Below are 17,721 nucleotides of genomic sequence, written 5' to 3'. Positions count from 1 at the left end.
GGCTCAGTGAGAATCCTTTCGGGCGAGGCGGACGCCGCGCGGCGAATCGCCGAAACGCGTTCGGAACAGGCGATTGAAATAAGATACATCCGAGAAACCGACCTCCAGCGCGATATCGGAAATTCGCTGACGGCTGGCGTGAGACTCGGTTAGCAATTTGAGCGCCCGTTGCAGACGCAATTCATTCAAGCGCTCGGTGAACGATGACCCCGATGACGCCATCAGGCGCTGCAGATAGCGAGGTGAAATGCCCTGGCAACGGGCGACCGTTTGAACGTTGAGCCCGGGCTCCTGAAAGTGTATGGCCAGGTAGTCGAGCACTGCGTTGTGCCGAGCGGCCACGACGGCGCTCGCGCTGCTCTCGCCCAAGGCAGGCCCCTCGCCGATTGCGAGCGCGATGAGATCATGGATGTGGGTCACGACCGTATCATGAAGCCTGGGGGCGGACAGCGCCCTCGTCCTAATGACCGACTTCAGATATGCCGTGAACAGCCGGAATGCTTCGGTTCGGTGCCAAATCGGCCGCATAGCCAGGCTTTCGACGTCAGTCAAGCGCTGCGCAAGCACCTCGCGCGGCACGGCCAGACCAAATTGCAATCCCTCGACATAAGTAACGCTGACGGGCTCGGAATGCAGAATTGCGATTGCATCGCTGCCGCGAACTTCAACTTCCCCGCCGCGCTGCGACAGCTGGCTTCCGCCGGAAGAGCAGAAGATTACGCCGATTGAGTCATCACCATCGGCAAGGTTCGCTTGCAAGCGCTTGAAACGCATGGAAGTGCCTTTCAGCGCGAGCGTACGCAAACCCCGAACCGCATACAGGGACGCATCGGCCTCGAACGGAACGTTCGATAGAGGCTCGATATCTGCATGCACGACGCATCGCCCAAAGTGCTCGCGCCATGCGGGGATGCGAATCCGCTCCGGAAGATCGCGCGTTGAAAATCGATACGATATGAAATTGGCTGCGTCCGTAGGCATGGGGACCTCCAGCCTTCACAGAACATCAGAATGAAGTACTGCGGCACACCAACGTCGAATCTGCATTTTGCAATTCACGCACCGGCCTGCTCTTGATCCGTGCGCATGAGTCCAAGAAGCCACGCTATCGGTCTGCTAGTCTGATTTGCCTGTGATTGATAGTAGTGTGAACTGGTTCACTCAGTGGCCAGAATATTACGTGTATGATATCCGCGAAAGTCGCAGCCGATTTTTCTCCTTTAAGAGGATACGGTCGTGACGGCTCAATTTATGATTGCTGCCATCGGATCCAGTTCAAACATTCCTGGCAGAGTGCAAGCGCAAATCAGCCCTACGACCCTGTTTGCGATTGATCCAGCTTAAGGAGCCGCACTAAGGCTCCCTTGTAGAACTACTGGTCTCGATTTTGTTTGGTCGCTCCGGCCAAATCGCTATCAGTATTCGTTGGACTGCCGGCGGCACCGTTGGTTTTTTGGCCCCGGTTGAAATGGTCGAAATCTGTCACATGGGAAGTCAGCCTTAGTGATCAGGAAAGGGTTCGATCATGTCCACCATATTCGACATGCTTTATCACGAATACTGCCGTGCCCGCCTCGCCGAAATGCGGAAACAGCTTTTGATACCGGTCATCGGCGGAACCTTGCTGGCGCCGTCGGAGGACGATGATCCTTCTGGCCCCGACGAACGTGGCTGGCCGGCGAAAGCGCCGCCAACCATCGGATAGCTGCAGCGCGCAATCCCATAGGTTGACCGGAGGCTAGTCCAGCACGCGCACGCCTCGGAGCATCCGATCGTCTCACGGACCTGTGCCCGATCAGGCCGTGCGCGCACGCCAGACAGATCAACAAATGCTTGATCGAACCCACACTTCGAAGCGATTGATCGGCGAAACTCCGCCGGAGTTCAGATCGACCGGCCGCGACCCGCGCATCGACGTCTGCCGCGGGATCGCGTTATGGTGGATCTTTCTCGATCACATTCCAAATAACGTCGGAAGTTGGCTGACACTGCGCAACTACGGCTTCTGCGATGCCGCCGAGATATTCATGTTCATCTCGGGCGTGACCTGCGCACTGGCCTACGGCAGGGCGCGTCAGCGTGACGGCTGGAGCGGCATGATCGGCCGTTCGCTGCGGCGGGGATGGGACATCTATGCCGCCTTTCTGCTGCTTACGCTCGCTTGCGCCATCCTCGTCTACCTCACGGGCAGCGATCGTCTTGCCGACGAGAGCAATACGCGGGTTCTGTTCGAGCGTCCGGGCGCCACGCTTGCGCACGCGGCGGTCCTGCAGTACCGCCCCGTCAATACCGATGTCTTGCCGGTCTTTGTGATCTGTCACGTATTGTTCGCGCCGCTGTTGTGGCTGCTGCTGCGAGCTCCAAACGTGACGCTTGGCATCTCGTTGTTGCTTTATGTGCTGGTGCACGTCTTCGGCTGGAGCGTTCCTGCCTGGCCCGATGGCGTCTGGTTCTTCAATCCGCTGGCGTGGCAGCTGCCGGTCGTGCTGGGCGCGTGGTACGTCATCGAGAGGAAGAGGATCCGAGGATGGGTGACGTCGCGCCCTGCGCTCGTTCTTTCTGCTCTCTATCTGGCGTTCAGCCTGGTCCTTGCGCTGGGCCAGGACATCAAGCTGGTCCCGCCGACCCTGACGGATCTATTGTTTCCATTGGACAAATCGAATTTGAGTCCGTTGCGGCTGCTGCATTTTCTGGCGCTTGCGATCGTGGCGTTATGGCTGGTTCCCGAGGGCTGGCGGGGGCTATCGACACCGATTCTACGCAGCGCGCGGTGTTGTGGCGAGAATTCGCTGCCGATTTATTGTCTCGGCGTCCTGCTGGCGCTCGTCAGCCGGTTTGATCTGTTCGACATCTCGAACCGGCTTTCGATGCAGATCGTGCTCAGTCTTGCCGGCGTCCTGGTGATGATCCTCGTCGCCACGCTACTGAACGCGCTCAGCACCAAGCGCAAGCGACAGGTCGACGTCGATGCCGTCGTGCATGATTTGATTCCACGCGCGAGCCATCACGGCATCCTCGACAGCCATGGCGCGCACATCCTCTAGGCGGCACCGAGTCGCAAAGCGGCCCTGGGAGCGTCGCCACACCCCAGGGCTGCTTTCGTTATCGCGCGTGGGGGAAGCGGGCGCGCTCCGAAGGACGGTTAGCGCCCACGCTCACTTCGATTGTCCCGCTGCGTCGAGGATCAGCCGCGCGATCGCGTCGGGCTGCGAGATCAGTGCGAGATGGCTCGCCTTCACCTCGATCGTGGTGGCGCCCATCCGCTTCGCCATGAAGCGTTCGAGATCCGGATTGATGGTGCGGTCTTCGGTCGAGACGGCGTAGTAGCTCGGCTTGCTGCGCCAGGCCGCGTGGCTGACCTTGCCGGCCAGCAGTTGCTTGTGGAACGGCTGCTGCACGGCATAGAGCACCTTTGCTTTCGCTTCCGGCAGGTCGCCGGCGAAATCGCGCAGGAAGGCCTCTTCCGACAGCCGGCCTTCGTCGCCATCGAACACGATGCCGGCGCTGGCCGGCGGCGTCGGATAGGTTTTTGCCAACGCGGTATAGTCCTCGTCCGCATCGGGGGCGCGCGCGGCGACATAGACCAGCGCCGAGACGTTCGGATGCACGCCGGCCTCGGTGACGATCATGCCGGAGAAGGAATGACCGACCAGCACCGTCGGGCCGTCCTGGCGATCGAGCACGCGCTGCGCCGAGGCGACTGCTTCCGGCAGCGTGGTCAACGGATTTTGCACCGACGTCACATTGAGCCCGGCGGCCTGCAAGCGCGCAATGACCTCGGTCCAGCAGGAGCCGTCGGCGAACAGGCCATGCACCAGCACGACGTTGCGCGCCTTCACCGGCGGCGTGGTTGCGGCCATACCGCGCGAGGACACCAGCGAAGCCGCGGCGCCGGCAAGCAAGGCGGTCGAGAAAGTGCGTCTGTTCATCATCATGACAAGTGCTCGGATCGAGTGAGTGGAGGGGCGCGTCCACCTGCGGTGAACGGACAATCTCTCCTACGCAGGCGGTCGCGCGTCGTTACGGCGCGGGGCTGTCGTGTTGGTCAAGGAAAATTGACCAAGGTGCCGTCCGGCAATCTTTCGACACATGTTGTCACACGCGAGATGATTGCGGAAGCGAGTCTCACGTCGATTATCTCGCCCGGGACCCCCTCTCCCCCCACCCCTCCCCCGCAAAGAGGACAGGGAGCCTGAGCAGTGTGCTTACCTCACATTGCACAGCGTGTGAGATGCGAGGGAATTGCGGGTAAGCGACGTAAGGGACGCACCGTCAGAAGGGTTCCCGCCCCCTTGTGGAGGAGGGTTAGGGAGAGGGGTGCCGCTCGCTCCGGAGCCTGATGACAGGCCAACAATCGGCCCCCGGGCACCCGATCCGCCCCCAGTTCCCGGCCGGTCCAACGAGATTCGTATTGAACGCTTGGGCTTAGGCAAATTTTAAACCGGTGGGCGTAGGTTACCTCTTGCGAGTTCAGTGGTTGAGAGTTTGTGAGTACGCCATGACAGAACCCCATCGCCCGAGGGTGAAATACGTCATCGGGCCTGACGGCAGCCCGTTAACGATTGCGGATTTGCCGGCCCCCGGTACCAAACGGTGGGTCATCCGCCGCAAGGCCGAAGTCGTCGCTGCGGTCCGCGGCGGCCTGCTCTCCCTTGAGGAGGCCTGCAGCCGCTACACATTGACCGTCGATGAATTCCTTTCCTGGCAGTTCTCGATCGACCAGCATGGTCTGGCCGGGCTGCGCACCACCCGGATCCAGCAGTACCGGCAGTAAATCCGCCCGTACTCGTGGCATTTGACGAAAACCGGCTTCGCTTTTCGAAGCCGGTTTTTTTTCATGTCCGCGATTTTGCCGCGGTTCTTAACCTTCGTTAACCATATGGAAACCATACCCTAGGCAATATTTGCCCAGTCGGACCCGCTTGGGCCGAATCCCTGGGGGCCGTTGGTGCAAAGTCTGGTTGCTTTCCTGAGAGGTCTTGGTGCGGCCCGTCTCGGGGCCATGGTTGCGGTCACCGCAGCCCTGATCGGTTTCTTCGCTTTCGTCATCATGCGTGTCACCACGCCGCAGATGACCACCCTGTTCACCGACCTGTCGACCGAGGATTCCTCCGGAATCATCAAGGAGCTGGAGCGCCAGGCGATCCCGTTCGAGCTGCGCAATGACGGCGCCGCGATCATGGTGCCGAAGGACAAGGTGACGCGGCTCCGGATGAAGCTCGCCGAGGGCGGCATGCCCAAGGGCGGCGGCGTCGGCTACGAGATCTTCGACAAGTCGGACGCCCTGGGCACCACGAGCTTCGTGCAGAACATCAATCATCTGCGCGCGCTGGAGGGCGAGCTCGCCCGCACCATCCGCGCCATCGATCGTGTCCAGGCCGCGCGCGTCCACCTGGTGCTGCCGGAAAAGCCGCTGTTCTCGCGCGAAACGCCGGAACCCTCGGCCTCGATCGTGCTCAGGGTGCGCGGCGCGCTGGAGCCGCAGCAGATCCGGGCGATCCGCCACGTCGTCGCCTCCGCGGTCAACGGGTTGAAGCCGCAGCGGGTCTCGATCGTCGACGAGGCCGGCTCGCTGCTGGCCGATGGCGCCCAATCCGATGCCGACGCCACGGTCGGCGACGAGCGCCGCGCCGCGTTCGAGAAGCGGATGCGCAAGCAGGTCGAGGACATCGTCTCCTCGGTGGTCGGCTCGGGCCGCGCCCGCGTCCAGCTCTCCGCCGACTTCGACTACAACAAGATCACCCAGACCTCGGACAAGTTCGACCCCGAGGGGCGCGTGCTGCGCTCGACCCAGACCCGCGAGGAAAGCAGCGCCACCGCCGACAATTCCGGCCAGGTCACCGTCAACAACGAGCTGCCGGGCAACCAGAACCAGGACAACGCCGTCCGCGCCCGCGACCAGAGCAAGAAGAGCGAGGAAACCAACAATTACGAGATTTCCCGCACCACCAAGACCGAGGTGACCGAGGCCGGCCGCGTCAACCGCATCTCGGTCGCGGTGCTGGTCGACGGCGCCTATTCCAAGAACGAAAAAGGCGAGATGGTCTATCAGGACCGCACCAAGGAGCAGCTCGACCGCATCGCCACCCTGGTCCGCTCCGCGATCGGCTTCGACCAGAAGCGCGGCGACCAGGTCGAGGTCGTCAACCTGCGCTTCGCCGAACCGCCCGCCACACAGCCGATCGCCGAGCCGACCGGCCTGCTCGGCATGCTGCAATTCACCAAGGATGACGTGATGTACGTCATCGAGCTCGGCGTGATGATGATGCTGGGCCTGGTCGTGCTGTTCATGGTGGTCCGCCCGCTGGTCAAGCGCATCGTGGCGGCCGACGCCATTCCGGCGCTGATCGGCGCGGGTGTGCCGGCGATGGCCGAAGCCCATGCCGAGAGCGCCGGTACGACCGGCCAGGCGCTGATCCCGAGCGGCAGCGGCGCAGCGCAACTGATCGACGTCGCCCAGATCCAGGGCCAGGTCCACGCCCAGGCCGTGCACCGGGTCGGCGAGCTCGCCGAACGCAATCCGAACGAAACCGTCTCCATTGTCCGTCAATGGCTGAGCGAGCCGGTAGAGAGCTGAGATGGCCGCAGTACCCCAGACCACCAACGCCAACGACATCGCCACCGTCCTGTCGACGCTGGCGAACCGGCAGAGTGCCCGGCCCAAGGGCAAGCCGCTGCCCGGCCCGAAGCGCGCGGCGATCCTGATGCTGGCGCTCGGCGAGCAGTATGGCGGCAAGATCTGGTCGATGCTCGACGACGAGGAGGTCCGCGAGCTGTCGGTCCACATGTCGACGCTCGGCACCGTCGAGGCCGACGTGGTCGAGGATTTGATGCTGGAGTTCGTCTCGCGGATGTCGGCCTCCGGCGCGCTGATGGGCAATTTCGACGCCACCGAACGGCTACTGCAGCAGTACCTGCCGGCCGAGCGCGTCACCGGCATCATGGACGAGATCCGCGGCCCCGCCGGCCGCAACATGTGGGAGAAGCTCTCCAACGTGCAGGAAGAGGTGCTCGCCAACTACCTCAAGAACGAATACCCGCAGACCATCGCCGTGGTGCTGTCGAAGCTGAAGCCGGAGCACGCCGCCCGCGTGCTGGCGATCCTGCCCGAGGACATCGCGCTCGACGTGGTCGGCCGCATGCTGCGGATGGAGGCGGTGCAGAAGGAAGTCATCGAGCGCGTCGAGCAGACGCTGCGCACCGAGTTCATGTCGAACCTGTCGCAGACCCGCCGCCGCGACGCCCATGAGGTGATGGCCGAGATCTTCAACAATTTCGACCGCCAGACCGAGACCCGCTTCATCACCTCGCTGGAAGAGGAAAACCGCGAATCCGCCGAGCGCATCAAGGCGCTGATGTTCACCTTCGACGATCTGATCAAGCTCGATGCTGCCTCGGCCCAGACGCTGATGCGCAACATCGACAAGGACAAGCTCGGCGTCGCGCTGAAGAGCGCCAACGAGGAGGTGCGCAGCTTCTTCCTCGGCAACATGTCCTCCCGCGCCGGCAAGATGCTGATGGACGACATGGCCGCGATGGGTCCGGTGCGCCTGCGCGACGTCGACGAGGCGCAGGCGCTCTTGGTCAACCTCGCCAAGGATCTCGCCGCCCGCGGCGAGATCACGCTGACCAAGAACCGCGCCGACGACGAACTGGTGTACTGATGGCCGCGCCCGCGAAATTCCTGTTCGACACGGATTTCTCGGCGCCGGACCGCGCCCGCGAGCGCGCGCCGACCCCGGCCGAGGTCGCGCAGAAGGTCGCCGACGCCGAGGCGCGGGCGTATCGTGCCGGCTATGAAGCTGCGCTACGCGAGGCCAAGGTCGAGAGCGACCGCCGCGCGGCGCAGGCGCTGGAAGAGATCGGCACCGCGATCAAGGGCATCGCGGCGCGCTTTGCCGGCATCGAGACGCGGATGGAGACCGAGGCCGTGGACGTCGCGGTCGCAGTCGCCCGCAAGCTCTGCACCGAACTGGTTGCGCGCGAGCCGCTCGGCGAGATCACCGCGCTGGTCTCTGACTGCTTCTCGCATCTGGTGGCGACGCCGCATCTCGTGGTCCGCATCAATGACGCGCTCTACGAGGCGGCGCACGACAATATCGAGCGGATGGCGGCGCAGAGCGGCTTCCAGGGACGGCTGGTGATCCTGGCCGAGCCGACGATTGCGACCGGCGACTGCCGGATCGAATGGGCTGACGGCGGCGTGGTGCTGGAACGTGCCGCGATCGAAGGCAAGATCAACGAACTCGTCGGGCGCTATCTGGCGTCCCGCGGCCAGGCCGGCTGACGGCGATTGAGGGCTGAACCATGAGCGACACCGACACCCACGTCCCGCTTCCCGATCTCAATTCCGCCGACGCGCCCGGGATCGACGACATCGGCTACAACGAGGACGAAAATGCCGCGCGCATCGCGGCCGATCTCGAGGCCGTGTTCGACGTGCCGGTGCAGGTCTCGGCGGTGCTCGGCCGCTCCAAGATGGACGTCGGCGACCTCCTGAAGCTCGGACCGGGCACCGTGCTCGAACTCGACCGCCGCGTCGGCGAGGCGATCGACATCTACGTCAACAACCGCCTGGTGGCGCGTGGCGAAGTGGTGCTGGTGGAAGACAAGCTCGGCGTGACCATGACCGAAATCATCAAGACTGAACGTTCTTAAACGGACCCAACGGTAGCGCGCGGAACCTGCGCGACCAGACGAACAGGAGATCATCATGCGGCTTCTCATCGTTGGCACCCTGAAGGGCCAGCTCACGACCGCGACCAAGATCGCGATGGACAACGGCGCCTCCGTGACCCACGCCGAAACCATCGAACAGGCGATGAACGTGCTGCGCGGCGGCAAGGGTGCCGACCTCCTGCTGGTCGACGTCGGCCTCGACATCCGCGACCTCGTGATGCGGCTCGAGGCCGAGCACATCCACGTGCCGATCGTCGCCTGCGGCATCTCCAACGACGCCCGCGCCGCGGTCGCCGCGATCCATGCCGGCGCCAAGGAATACATCCCGCTGCCGCCCGATCCCGAATTGATCGCAGCGGTGCTCGCCGCGGTCGCCAACGACGCCCGCGACCTGATCTGGCGCGACGAGGCGATGGGCCGGGTGATCAAGCTCGCGCAGCAGATCGCGGGCTCGGACGCTTCGGTCATGATCACCGGCGAATCCGGTACCGGCAAGGAGGTGCTGGCGCGCTATGTCCACTCCCGCTCGGCCCGCGCCAAGCGGCCGTTCATCTCGATCAACTGCGCGGCGATCCCGGAGCACCTCCTGGAATCCGAGCTGTTCGGCCATGAGAAGGGCGCCTTCACCGGCGCGGTGGCGCGCCGCATCGGCAAGTTCGAGGAAGCGACCGGCGGCACCCTGCTGCTCGACGAAATCTCCGAGATGGACGTCCGCCTGCAGTCGAAGCTGCTGCGCGCGATCCAGGAGCGCGTGATCGACCGCGTCGGCGGCACCAAGCCGGTCCCGGTCGACATCCGCATCATCGCAACCTCGAACCGCAATCTGTCGGAGGCGGTGCGCGAAGGCTCTTTCCGCGAGGACCTGCTGTTCCGCCTCAACGTCGTCAATTTGAAGATCCCGCCGCTGCGCGACCGCCCGGCCGACATCCTCGAACTGGCGCAGCACTTCGCCAAGAAATATGCCGAGGCCAACGGCCTGCCGGTCCGCCCGGTCTCGACCGAGGCCCGCCGCGTCCTGACCGCGAACCGCTGGCAGGGCAACGTCCGCGAGCTCGAGAACACCATCCATCGCTCCGTCCTGATGGCGCAGGGCGACGAGATCGGTGCTGAGGCGATCCTCACCCCCGACGGCGACCGGCTCGACCTCGCCAAGACCGCGCCCGCCGTCGCGCACGCCACGCTTGCCGCCGAGCAGGTCACCCGCGCGCTAGTCGGCCGCACCGTCGCGGACGTCGAGCGCGATTTGATCCTGGAAACGCTGAAGCACTGCCTCGGCAACCGCACCCATGCCGCCAACATCCTCGGCATCTCGATCCGCACGCTGCGCAACAAGCTCAACGAATATGCCGACGGCGGCATCCCGATCACCCCGGCCGGCAATGGCGCTCCCGACTATCAGCGGATGGCCAGCGCTGGTTGAGGACCGCACGCGGCAGGGCCCTCCTGCCGCGATTGCCTCACGTCACGAGTAGCTTGGAGCGTCGGGCTTACGGAAGATTCGGATCGGATCGCCGGGCGTGATGTCGCGGCCGGTAAAGGTCGCATACGCATATAGCGCAAGATAGCCGACGGCTATTGCACCGACGAGATAGAACAGCCAGGTTCCTGCGCGCTTCATCGAACCGTCACGTCTCTGAAATCCGACCGGCATTTAATGCGCTGATCAAGAAAGCGCCACGGCCAACATGCCGCGCCGGCCCCGCCGCCTGTCATCTCTTGTATCTAGCAGCCATTTGCCTTACTCAATCTCCTATTGTTTTAGCGTCCTTTGACAACTGGAGAGAGATATGGCCCTTTACGCGCAGACCGCCGGCACCCTGTCCACCAATTCCTCGACCTTCACGCCGATCCAAGGCCTCACCCTGACGATTCCCGAGGGCGTCGGCACCACCGCCATCATCATCCTGAATGTTCCGATGCCCTACGCGACCGGCACTGATATTCCCGGCGGCACGTTCGGCATCGCCCTCAATGGCGCGGTCTCCACGGTTACCGCGAGCTTTACCTATAACGAAGGGACTCCGTCGAGCTTTGGCCGCATTCCGACCACGCTGGTCGTCGGCATCCCGCTCGGCAATGCGGCTCAGACCGTCCAGGCGGTCTGGTACGGCGTCCGCGGCAGCACCGTGATCATCGACAGCCCGGCGACGCTGACCGCAATCCTCTAAAGCCTGATCTGGGGGCCCTAGCGCACGCCCCTCGCATGGACGTGACGTGACGGCAGGCTGACTTCGGCCAGCCTGGCGGCGTCTTCTTCCTTGTCGATCGCGACATACTCGCCGTGCCAGTACGCCAGCGCGGCGGTGCGCTCAGAGGCAATCACGTCGAGCACGCGACCGATGACGATCGCGTGCGAATGCCGTTCGATGATCTCCTCGACCTCGCAATCAACAGCGGCAAGCGCGCCGACCAGCAGCGGAACGCCGGAGGCGCGCGTCGTCCATTCGGCGCCAGTGAAGCGGTCCGCGCCCTTCAGGCCGCCCTTGCCGGTGAAGCGCTCGGCGATCTCGAGCTGATCGGCGGTGAGGATGTTGACGCCAAACACGCCATGGCGCGCGATCAGCGGCCACGACGAGGCAGCGCGGTTGATGCTGACGATCAGCGACGGCGGCTCGACCGACAGCGACGACACCGAGGTCACCGTCATCCCCGAAATGTCCTTAGCCCGTCCGGCCGTGATGACGCTGACGCCGCCGGTGAGATGGCGCATCGCGCCGCGGAACTCGGCGGCCGCCACCACGGGCTCGATCGAAACATTGCGGACGACGGAATTCATGGCGACCTCACAGGGTGTCTTCGCTGCCTTCGAGCAGATGCTTCAGGATCTCGCCTTCCAACGCGGCGAGTTCGGCCGAACCGCGCCGGCGCGGCCGCGGCAGGTCGATCGTGACGTCCTGCGCGATGCGGCCGTCCTCGATCACCAGCACGCGGTCGGCGAGCGCGACCGCCTCGGCGACGTCATGCGTCACCAGGATCGCGGTAAAGCCCTGGTCGCGCCAGACGCGCTCCAGCAATTGCTGCATCGAGATCCGGGTCAGCGCGTCGAGTGCGCCGAGCGGCTCGTCGAACGCCAGCACGCGCGGCTGGCTGACCAGCGCGCGCGCCAGCGCCACGCGCTGCTTCTGGCCGCCCGAGAGCACCGACGGCCACTGCCCGCGCTTGTCGCCGAGGCCGACCTCGACCAGCGCGCGCTCGGCACGCGCCTGCGCGTCGGCGGAGGAGCGCTCCCGTCCCAGACCCACCTCGACATTGGACAGCACCCGCGCCCAGGGCAGCAGGCGCGGCTCCTGGAACATGACGCGGACATCCTGCGCCCGGGGCTGTTCGCCAAAGGCGATGCTGCCCGCCGTCGGCGCGTCGAGGCCGGCGATCAGGCGCAGCAGCGTGCTCTTGCCGCAGCCGCTGCGGCCGACGATCGCGACGAACTGGCCGGCCGGGATGTGCAGGTCGATGCCGCGCAGCACCTCATTGTCACCGAACGCCTTGCGCAGGCCGCGAATGGTCAGCGACAGGCCACGGGTCGCACCTTCCGATCCGCGCCGCAGCTGCCGTGCCTGCACGACAATATCGGCGCGGTCGACCGGCTCGGCGTCGACGGGCTGGAAACGAAGCGCTTCTTGCATTCTCATTCTCACTTCTTCTGGAAGGCGGGGTGCCACGACAGCGTCAGCCGCTCCAGCGCCCGCGAGGCACTGTCGGCGAGCTTGCCGAGCAAGGCGTAGATCAGGATCGAGAGCACGACGACGTCGATCAGCATGAACTCGCGCGCCTGCATCGCCATGTAGCCGAGGCCCGACGAAGCCGCGATGGTCTCGGCGACGATCAGGGTCAGCCACATGATGCCGAGCGCAAAGCGCAGGCCGACGAAGATCGAGGGCAGCGCGCCCGGGAAGATCACCCGGCGGAACAGCTCGCCGTCACTCATGCCGTAGATGCGGCCCATCTCGATCAGCTGCGGGTCGACGGTGCGGATGCCGTGCAGCGTGTTGAGATAGATCGGGAAGAACACGCCGAGCGCGACCAGGAACAGCTTTGCCGACTCGTCGATGCCGAACCACAGGATGACCAGCGGGATCAACGCCAGATGCGGAATGTTGCGCACCATCTGCAGCGTGGTGTCGGTGAGCTTCGCCGACAGCTGCGACAGCCCATTGGCGAGCCCGAAGGCGAAGCCGATGCTGCCGCCGATCACAAATCCGATCGAGGCGCGCCAGAAGCTGACCCAGATGTTGCGGATCAGCTCACCTGACAGCAGCAGCTTCCATCCCGCCAGTGCGACGTCGGACGGCGCCGGCAGCACGCGCGAGGGAACAAAACCGGTGACGCAGGCCAGCTGCCAGATCAGGATGATGGCGAGCGGCACGATCCAGGGGATCAGACCGTCGACCTTCGGAAGCTTGGGCGCGCCGACGCGCGGGAGACTGTCGATGAGACTCATGATTGCGATGCCTGCTTGTGCGGACGGTAGTCATTGCCGATCGTCTCGCCGAACGGCCCGGTATTGACGCGGATCGGCGTCACATTGCCAGGCTGCGCCAGCGACAGCAGCGGGAACACCAGCTCGGCGAAGCGATAGGCTTCCTCGAGATGCGGGTAGCCCGACATGATGAAGGTATCGACGCCGATGTCCTGATACTCCTTGATGCGCGCGGCAACCGTCAGGGGATCGCCGACCAGCGCGGTGCCGGCCCCGCCGCGCACCAGGCCGACGCCGGCCCAGAGATTCGGGCTGATCTCGAGCTGGTCGCGACGGCCGCCATGCAGCTGCGCCATGCGCTGCTGGCCGACCGAGTCCATCCGCGCAAAGATCTTCTGGGCGGCAGCGACCGTGTCGTCGGTGACATACTGGATCAGCTCGTCGGCGGCGCGCCACGCCTCCGCATTGGTCTCGCGCACGATGACATGCAGGCGAATGCCGAACGAGAGCTTGCGGCCGCGCTGCGCCGCCACCGCCTTGACCTTGGCGATCTTCTCGGCGACCTGCGCCGGCGGCTCGCCCCAGGTCAAATATTTGTCGACGGTGTCGACCGCGACGTCGATGCCGGCGTCCGACGAGCCGCCGAAATAGAGCGGCGGCCGCGGCGATTGCACCGGATTGAACAGCAGGCGGCCGTCCTCGATCCGGATGTGCTTGCCCTCGACATTGACCGTCTTGCCCGCGAGCAGATCGCTGTAGACGTTGAGGAACTCGCGCGTCACCGCGTAGCGCTCGTCATGATCCAGGAAGATGCCGTCGCCCTTGTTCTCGATCGGATCGCCGCCGGTGACGACATTGATCAGGAGACGCCCGTTCGACAGCCGGTCCAGCGTTGCGGTCATACGCGCGGCGACGCTCGGCGATTGCAGGCCGGGCCGGACCGCCACGAGATAGCGCAACCGCTCGGTCCAGGGCGCGACGGCTGACGCCACCACCCAGGAGTCTTCGCAGCTCCGCCCCGTCGGCAGCAGCACGCCGTAGTAGCCGAGTTGATCCGCGGCCTGCGCGATCTGGCGCAGATAGTTGAAGTTCACCTCGCGGCCGCCGATCGCAGTGCCGAGGTAGCGGCTGTCGCCGTGGGTCGGCAAGAACCAGAGGATGTTGGCGTTGGTTGGGGTGCTCACGTGCCCGGTCTCCATGCGACGTCGGAAATCTTGATTTGTTTGGGGATCAGGCCGAGCGCGAAGAATGTGTCGGCGACCTGCTGCTGATCCGCGACCACGCTGTCGGTGACCGGCTTGATGCCGTAGGACTGCCGCTTCAGCGCGACCTCCACCACCGGCACCGACAGGCCGATGCTCGGCGCCAGCTGTTCGGCCACGGCGTGGATATCGCCCTTGGCCCAGTCATCGACCTCGCTGAGCTGCGCCAGCACCAGCTCGACGATCTTCGGGTCGCTGTGCAGGAACTGCTTCGAGGCGAAGTAGAACTGATAGTTCGCGACGACGCCGGTGCCGTCGGCCAACGTGCGGGCGCCGGTCGCGGCCTCCGCCGCGGCCTGGAACGGATCCCAGATCACCCAGGCATCGACCGCGCCGCGCTCGAACGCCGCGCGCGCATCGGCGGGCGCGAGATAGGCGACCTCGACGTCGGAATATTTCACGCCGGCTTTCTCCAGCGCCTTCACCAGCAGATAGTGGACGTTGGAGCCCTTGTTCAGCGCGACCTTCTTGCCCTTCAGCTCGGCGACCGATTTGATCGGGCTGTCCTTCGGCACCAGGATCGCCTCGCCCTTCGGCGCCGGCGGCTCATAGGCGACATACTGGATCGGTGCGCCTGCGGCCTGCGCGAAGATCGGCGGCGCCTCGCCGGTGTTGCCGAAATCGATCGCGCCGACATTGAGTGCTTCGAGCAGCGGCGGACCCGAGGGAAACTCGGTCCAGACGACCTTGTAGCCGACCGATTTCAGCTTATCCTCGAGCGAGCCCTTGCTCTTCAGCAGCACCAGCTTGCCGTATTTCTGGAAGCCGATGCGGACGACCTTGTCCTGGCCGTAGGAAACGCCGACGCTGGCGCTGCGACGATGCTGACCGACAGCACCGCGCGGGCGATCCAGCGTCGAAATAAACGCGTCATGGGAATGTCCTCTGCATTGAATTGACCAATTGACCAAGGAGCGATCAGGTCTGGGGATTACGCCAGACGATGTCGCGGATCGCGATCTGCTTCGGGATCAGGCCGAGCTTGAAGAAGCGGTCGGCGACGCCCTGCTGGGTCACGATGATGTCGTCAGTCACAGGCCCGACCGAGAAGCCGGCCCGCCGCGCCGCGATGGTCTGGATATCGAGCGGCACGCCGGTGACGGCGGCCAGGGATTTCGCGACCTCATCGGGATGCGCCTGCGCCCACGCCGCCGACGACGTCGTGACATCGACGATCTGCTGCAGGAGTGCGCCGTGATTTCGGGCGAAGTCGCGGTTGGCGATGTAGAACGAGTTGGTTTTGGTGATGTCGCGGGTCTTGACCAGAATGCGACCGTTCTGCTTGGTCTCGGCGATCGCAAAATACGGATCCCAGATCGCCCAGGCATCGATGCCGCCATTGGCAAAAGCCGGACCGGCGTCGGGGGGCGTCAGATAGACCGGCGTGATATCGCCATAGGTCAGCCCGGCTTTCTCCAGCGTCTGAATCACGACGTTATGCGCGCTGGATCCCTTGGTGAAGCCGACGCGCTTGCCCTTGAGATCGGCGATGCCTGTGATTGCCGAATTCTGCGGCACCAGGATGCCTGAACCATTGATGATCGGCTGGGCCGCGGCATAGACGATGGCCGCGCCCGCGGCCTGGGCGAAGATCGGCGGGGAATCGCCGACGGCGCCGTAATCGACGCTGCCGACATTCATCGCTTCCATCATCGGCGGGCCCGAGGAGAACTCGACCCATTTCACGCTGATGCCCTGCGGCTTGAAATGATTTTCCAGGGCTTCACGCTGGCGCGTGATAACCAGCACGCCGTTCTTCTGGTAGCCGATACGAATTTCCTTCGCGTCCGCCTGGGCCTGCGCACCCCGTGACAGCGCGGCAGCGGCGGCTGTGACGAGCGACAGCTGGAGGAACTCACGACGCTTCATTCCAAAACTCTCCTGACGATCAAGCGCGTTTCTCAACACGCGATCATGCGTTGTCAGGATGATGGGGCGCGCGAATGAAGCTGTCGAGCACCGCACAAAAATAGCGATGCCTGCACTTCTGTGCAGGCATCGCGCGGGTGGTTTCTTTTAAAGCGCGGATCGCGCGTAGCGAATTATTTTCCTCACGAGATCGCGAGGTCGCTGCACAACAAACGATCAGCCCGCGGCGGCGGTTTTCGGCGCGACATTGACCGCGAGTTTGCCATAGCGATCCGAGAACGCCTGGGTGTCGATCTCCTCGAGCTGGATCGCACCACTCAACACGCCCTTCTTCCAGGCATCATGCTCCGGATCGTGCTGGAACTCCGGCATCACTTCCTTGCCGAACAGCTCGAGCGACTCGCAAATGTGCTCATGGGTGTTCTTGCCTGCCTGGTTGAGCAGGATCACCTGGTCGATATGCGACGCGCGGAAGCGCCGCAGCTTCTTCGCGATCGTCTCCGGCGAGCCGATCAGGCCGCCGCGCAGTGCCGCCTCCTGCGCCTCCGGATTCTCGCGCTTCCACTTGTTGTACTCGTCCCACATGTTGACGGTGCCCGGCGCCGGCCGCTGCCGGTTCTGCGCCTGGCCGTAATAGCGCAGCGCGAACTGGAAGAAGGTCGCGCCATCGGCACGCTTGCGCGCCTCCTCGTCGGTCTCGGCGCACATGAAGAACGAGACCAGCGCCATGTTCGGATTGATCTCGTAGTCGGCGAGCTTCTTCAGCCGCTTGGTGATCGCGTTGTAATAGGCATGCACCCAGGCATGCGCCGCCTCGGCGCTGACGAACTGGAAGCCGAGCGCGCCAAATCCGTTCTGCCCGGCGCGCTCGATGGTCGGCAATTGCGAGCAGGCCATCCAGAGCGGCGGATGCGGCTTCTGCACCGGCTTCGGCACGACGTTGCACAAGGGGATGTCGAAATACTTGCCGTGATGCTCGGTGCCGATCTTGGTGAACATCGGGAAGATCGCCTGCACGGCTTCCTCGAACACCTCGCGCTTGGTCTCCATGTCGCGGCCGAACGGCGTCAGCTCGGTGATCGAGGCGCTCTCGCCCATGCCGAACTCGCAGCGGCCGTTAGAGAGCAGATCGAGCACCGCGACCCGTTCGGCGACGCGGGCGGGATGATTGGTGGTGAGCTGGAAGATGCCGTGGCCGAGCCGGATGTTTTTGGTGCGCTGGCTCGCGGCGGCGAGGAAGGATTCTGGCGCCGGCGAATGCGAATATTCCTCGAGGAAATGATGCTCCACGACCCAGGCATAGTCGTAGCCGAGCCGGTCGGCGGTCTCGAGCTGCGTCAGCGCGTTCTGGTAGAGGCGGAGTTCGTCGCCGTCGTTCCACGGGCGCGGCAGTTGCAGCTCGTAAAAGATGCCGAATTTCATGGCGTCACTCCCAAGGTCGCGCTCCCGACCACTTGTTGTGGTCCCGACCGCTTGTTGTTTTCGGTCAGTCTA

19 protein-coding genes are annotated in these 17,721 nt (G+C 64.3%); 9 read left to right on the top strand and 10 right to left on the bottom strand.

All coding sequences use genetic code 11. From position 1 onward, the window contains the following. Nucleotides 1-3: 3 nt before the first annotated feature. Nucleotides 4-981 (bottom strand): helix-turn-helix transcriptional regulator, encoded by a 978-nt coding sequence (locus V5279_RS09200; RefSeq protein WP_166303070.1) that lies wholly within the window; start codon nt 979-981, stop codon nt 4-6. A gap of 544 nt (nt 982-1,525) precedes the next feature. On the opposite strand from V5279_RS09200, the gene V5279_RS09195 reads away from it, so the two are divergent. Together V5279_RS09195 and V5279_RS09190 are read left to right on the top strand one after the other, a co-directional pair. Further along, the gene (locus tag V5279_RS09195) at nt 1,526-1,705 is read left to right on the top strand and encodes a hypothetical protein (RefSeq protein ID WP_166202918.1); all 180 of its coding nucleotides are present in this window, start codon (nt 1,526-1,528) and stop codon (nt 1,703-1,705) included. Nucleotides 1,706-1,829: 124 nt separating this feature from the next. Further along, nucleotides 1,830-3,044, top strand: a complete 1,215-nt coding sequence (locus tag V5279_RS09190) for an OpgC domain-containing protein (protein WP_338701080.1) — start codon at nt 1,830-1,832, stop codon at nt 3,042-3,044. Nucleotides 3,045-3,155: 111 nt separating this feature from the next. On the opposite strand, the gene V5279_RS09185 is transcribed toward V5279_RS09190, so the two are convergent. Further along, nucleotides 3,156-3,935 carry an alpha/beta fold hydrolase gene (locus tag V5279_RS09185; RefSeq protein ID WP_029079134.1) on the bottom strand — a complete coding sequence of 260 codons (780 nt, stop codon included), beginning with the start codon at nt 3,933-3,935 and terminating at the stop codon, nt 3,156-3,158. Between the two features lie 563 nt (nt 3,936-4,498). Between V5279_RS09185 and V5279_RS09180 the strand changes: the two genes are divergently transcribed. The 6 genes from V5279_RS09180 to V5279_RS09155 all read left to right on the top strand — a co-directional run bounded on the left by V5279_RS09180 (nt 4,499) and on the right by V5279_RS09155 (nt 10,099). After that, nucleotides 4,499-4,774 carry a DUF1153 domain-containing protein gene (locus V5279_RS09180; RefSeq protein WP_002714638.1) on the top strand — a complete coding sequence of 92 codons (276 nt, stop codon included), beginning with the start codon at nt 4,499-4,501 and terminating at the stop codon, nt 4,772-4,774. A gap of 174 nt (nt 4,775-4,948) precedes the next feature. Next, a complete protein-coding gene (gene fliF / locus V5279_RS09175; protein ID WP_338696596.1) occupies nt 4,949-6,577 on the top strand; it encodes a flagellar basal-body MS-ring/collar protein FliF in 1,629 nt (542 codons plus the stop codon). A 1-nt stretch (nt 6,578) separates the two neighbouring features. Then, entirely contained in the window at nt 6,579-7,664 is a 1,086-nt protein-coding gene (gene fliG, locus V5279_RS09170) for a flagellar motor switch protein FliG (RefSeq protein WP_029079136.1), read from the top strand. Continuing rightward, a complete protein-coding gene (locus tag V5279_RS09165; RefSeq protein WP_166303055.1) occupies nt 7,664-8,287 on the top strand; it encodes a FliH/SctL family protein in 624 nt (207 codons plus the stop codon). The genes fliG and V5279_RS09165 overlap by 1 nt, the downstream gene beginning before the upstream one ends. 20 nt (nt 8,288-8,307) lie before the next feature. Then, on the top strand, nt 8,308-8,658 hold the full coding sequence (fliN, locus tag V5279_RS09160; RefSeq protein WP_166303052.1) for a flagellar motor switch protein FliN: 351 nt from the start codon (nt 8,308-8,310) through the stop codon (nt 8,656-8,658). Between the two features lie 55 nt (nt 8,659-8,713). Continuing rightward, nucleotides 8,714-10,099, top strand: a complete 1,386-nt coding sequence (locus V5279_RS09155) for a sigma-54 interaction domain-containing protein (RefSeq protein ID WP_166214148.1) — start codon at nt 8,714-8,716, stop codon at nt 10,097-10,099. Nucleotides 10,100-10,141: 42 nt separating this feature from the next. Here V5279_RS09155 and V5279_RS09150 read toward each other — a convergent pair whose 3' ends face one another. Further along, entirely contained in the window at nt 10,142-10,297 is a 156-nt protein-coding gene (locus V5279_RS09150) for a hypothetical protein (RefSeq protein WP_029079140.1), read from the bottom strand. Nucleotides 10,298-10,466: 169 nt separating this feature from the next. Between V5279_RS09150 and V5279_RS09145 the strand changes: the two genes are divergently transcribed. After that, complete coding sequence (locus tag V5279_RS09145) at nt 10,467-10,847, top strand: hypothetical protein (protein ID WP_166303049.1); 381 nt, start codon at nt 10,467-10,469, stop codon at nt 10,845-10,847. A 17-nt stretch (nt 10,848-10,864) separates the two neighbouring features. Here V5279_RS09145 and V5279_RS09140 read toward each other — a convergent pair whose 3' ends face one another. The 7 genes from V5279_RS09140 to V5279_RS09110 form a co-directional block, all read right to left on the bottom strand. Next, nucleotides 10,865-11,455, bottom strand: a complete 591-nt coding sequence (locus V5279_RS09140; protein WP_338696589.1) for a flavin reductase family protein — start codon at nt 11,453-11,455, stop codon at nt 10,865-10,867. Nucleotides 11,456-11,462: 7 nt separating this feature from the next. Beyond that, a complete protein-coding gene (locus V5279_RS09135) occupies nt 11,463-12,302 on the bottom strand; it encodes an ATP-binding cassette domain-containing protein (protein WP_338701078.1) in 840 nt (279 codons plus the stop codon). Between the two features lie 8 nt (nt 12,303-12,310). Beyond that, nucleotides 12,311-13,117, bottom strand: a complete 807-nt coding sequence (gene ssuC, locus V5279_RS09130; RefSeq protein ID WP_166303043.1) for an aliphatic sulfonate ABC transporter permease SsuC — start codon at nt 13,115-13,117, stop codon at nt 12,311-12,313. After that, the gene (gene ssuD, locus V5279_RS09125; RefSeq protein WP_338696586.1) at nt 13,114-14,295 is read right to left on the bottom strand and encodes an FMNH2-dependent alkanesulfonate monooxygenase; all 1,182 of its coding nucleotides are present in this window, start codon (nt 14,293-14,295) and stop codon (nt 13,114-13,116) included. Before ssuD ends, ssuC begins: the two co-directional genes overlap by 4 nt. Continuing rightward, nucleotides 14,277-15,269, bottom strand: a complete 993-nt coding sequence (locus tag V5279_RS09120; protein ID WP_338696584.1) for a sulfonate ABC transporter substrate-binding protein — start codon at nt 15,267-15,269, stop codon at nt 14,277-14,279. The genes ssuD and V5279_RS09120 overlap by 19 nt, the downstream gene beginning before the upstream one ends. Nucleotides 15,270-15,276: 7 nt before the next feature. Next, on the bottom strand, nt 15,277-16,227 hold the full coding sequence (locus V5279_RS09115) for a sulfonate ABC transporter substrate-binding protein (RefSeq protein ID WP_338696582.1): 951 nt from the start codon (nt 16,225-16,227) through the stop codon (nt 15,277-15,279). Nucleotides 16,228-16,443: 216 nt separating this feature from the next. Then, on the bottom strand, nt 16,444-17,649 hold the full coding sequence (locus tag V5279_RS09110; RefSeq protein WP_338696580.1) for an LLM class flavin-dependent oxidoreductase: 1,206 nt from the start codon (nt 17,647-17,649) through the stop codon (nt 16,444-16,446). Nucleotides 17,650-17,721 lie beyond the last annotated feature (72 nt).

This window comes from Bradyrhizobium sp. 26S5 (genome assembly GCF_036923295.1).
GTDB classification, from domain to species: Bacteria; Pseudomonadota; Alphaproteobacteria; order Rhizobiales; family Xanthobacteraceae; genus Bradyrhizobium; species Bradyrhizobium septentrionale.
This window is presented reverse-complemented; position numbering and strand designations above follow the sequence as displayed.

Bases quoted from the DNA above. Each gene is read 5' to 3' on its own strand.
- V5279_RS09200 (WP_166303070.1), bottom strand. From the start codon at position 981: ATGCCTACGGACGCAGCCAATTTCATATCGTATCGATTTTCAACGCGC.
- V5279_RS09195 (WP_166202918.1), top strand. From the start codon at position 1,526: ATGTCCACCATATTCGACATGCTTTATCACGAATACTGCCGTGCCCGC.
- V5279_RS09190 (WP_338701080.1), top strand. From the start codon at position 1,830: ATGCTTGATCGAACCCACACTTCGAAGCGATTGATCGGCGAAACTCCG.
- V5279_RS09185 (WP_029079134.1), bottom strand. From the start codon at position 3,935: ATGATGATGAACAGACGCACTTTCTCGACCGCCTTGCTTGCCGGCGCC.
- V5279_RS09180 (WP_002714638.1), top strand. From the start codon at position 4,499: ATGACAGAACCCCATCGCCCGAGGGTGAAATACGTCATCGGGCCTGAC.
- fliG (WP_029079136.1), top strand. From the start codon at position 6,579: ATGGCCGCAGTACCCCAGACCACCAACGCCAACGACATCGCCACCGTC.
- V5279_RS09165 (WP_166303055.1), top strand. From the start codon at position 7,664: ATGGCCGCGCCCGCGAAATTCCTGTTCGACACGGATTTCTCGGCGCCG.
- fliN (WP_166303052.1), top strand. From the start codon at position 8,308: ATGAGCGACACCGACACCCACGTCCCGCTTCCCGATCTCAATTCCGCC.
- V5279_RS09155 (WP_166214148.1), top strand. From the start codon at position 8,714: ATGCGGCTTCTCATCGTTGGCACCCTGAAGGGCCAGCTCACGACCGCG.
- V5279_RS09150 (WP_029079140.1), bottom strand. From the start codon at position 10,297: ATGAAGCGCGCAGGAACCTGGCTGTTCTATCTCGTCGGTGCAATAGCC.
- V5279_RS09145 (WP_166303049.1), top strand. From the start codon at position 10,467: ATGGCCCTTTACGCGCAGACCGCCGGCACCCTGTCCACCAATTCCTCG.
- V5279_RS09140 (WP_338696589.1), bottom strand. From the start codon at position 11,455: ATGAATTCCGTCGTCCGCAATGTTTCGATCGAGCCCGTGGTGGCGGCC.
- V5279_RS09135 (WP_338701078.1), bottom strand. From the start codon at position 12,302: ATGCAAGAAGCGCTTCGTTTCCAGCCCGTCGACGCCGAGCCGGTCGAC.
- ssuC (WP_166303043.1), bottom strand. From the start codon at position 13,117: ATGAGTCTCATCGACAGTCTCCCGCGCGTCGGCGCGCCCAAGCTTCCG.
- ssuD (WP_338696586.1), bottom strand. From the start codon at position 14,295: ATGGAGACCGGGCACGTGAGCACCCCAACCAACGCCAACATCCTCTGG.
- V5279_RS09115 (WP_338696582.1), bottom strand. From the start codon at position 16,227: ATGAAGCGTCGTGAGTTCCTCCAGCTGTCGCTCGTCACAGCCGCCGCT.
- V5279_RS09110 (WP_338696580.1), bottom strand. From the start codon at position 17,649: ATGAAATTCGGCATCTTTTACGAGCTGCAACTGCCGCGCCCGTGGAAC.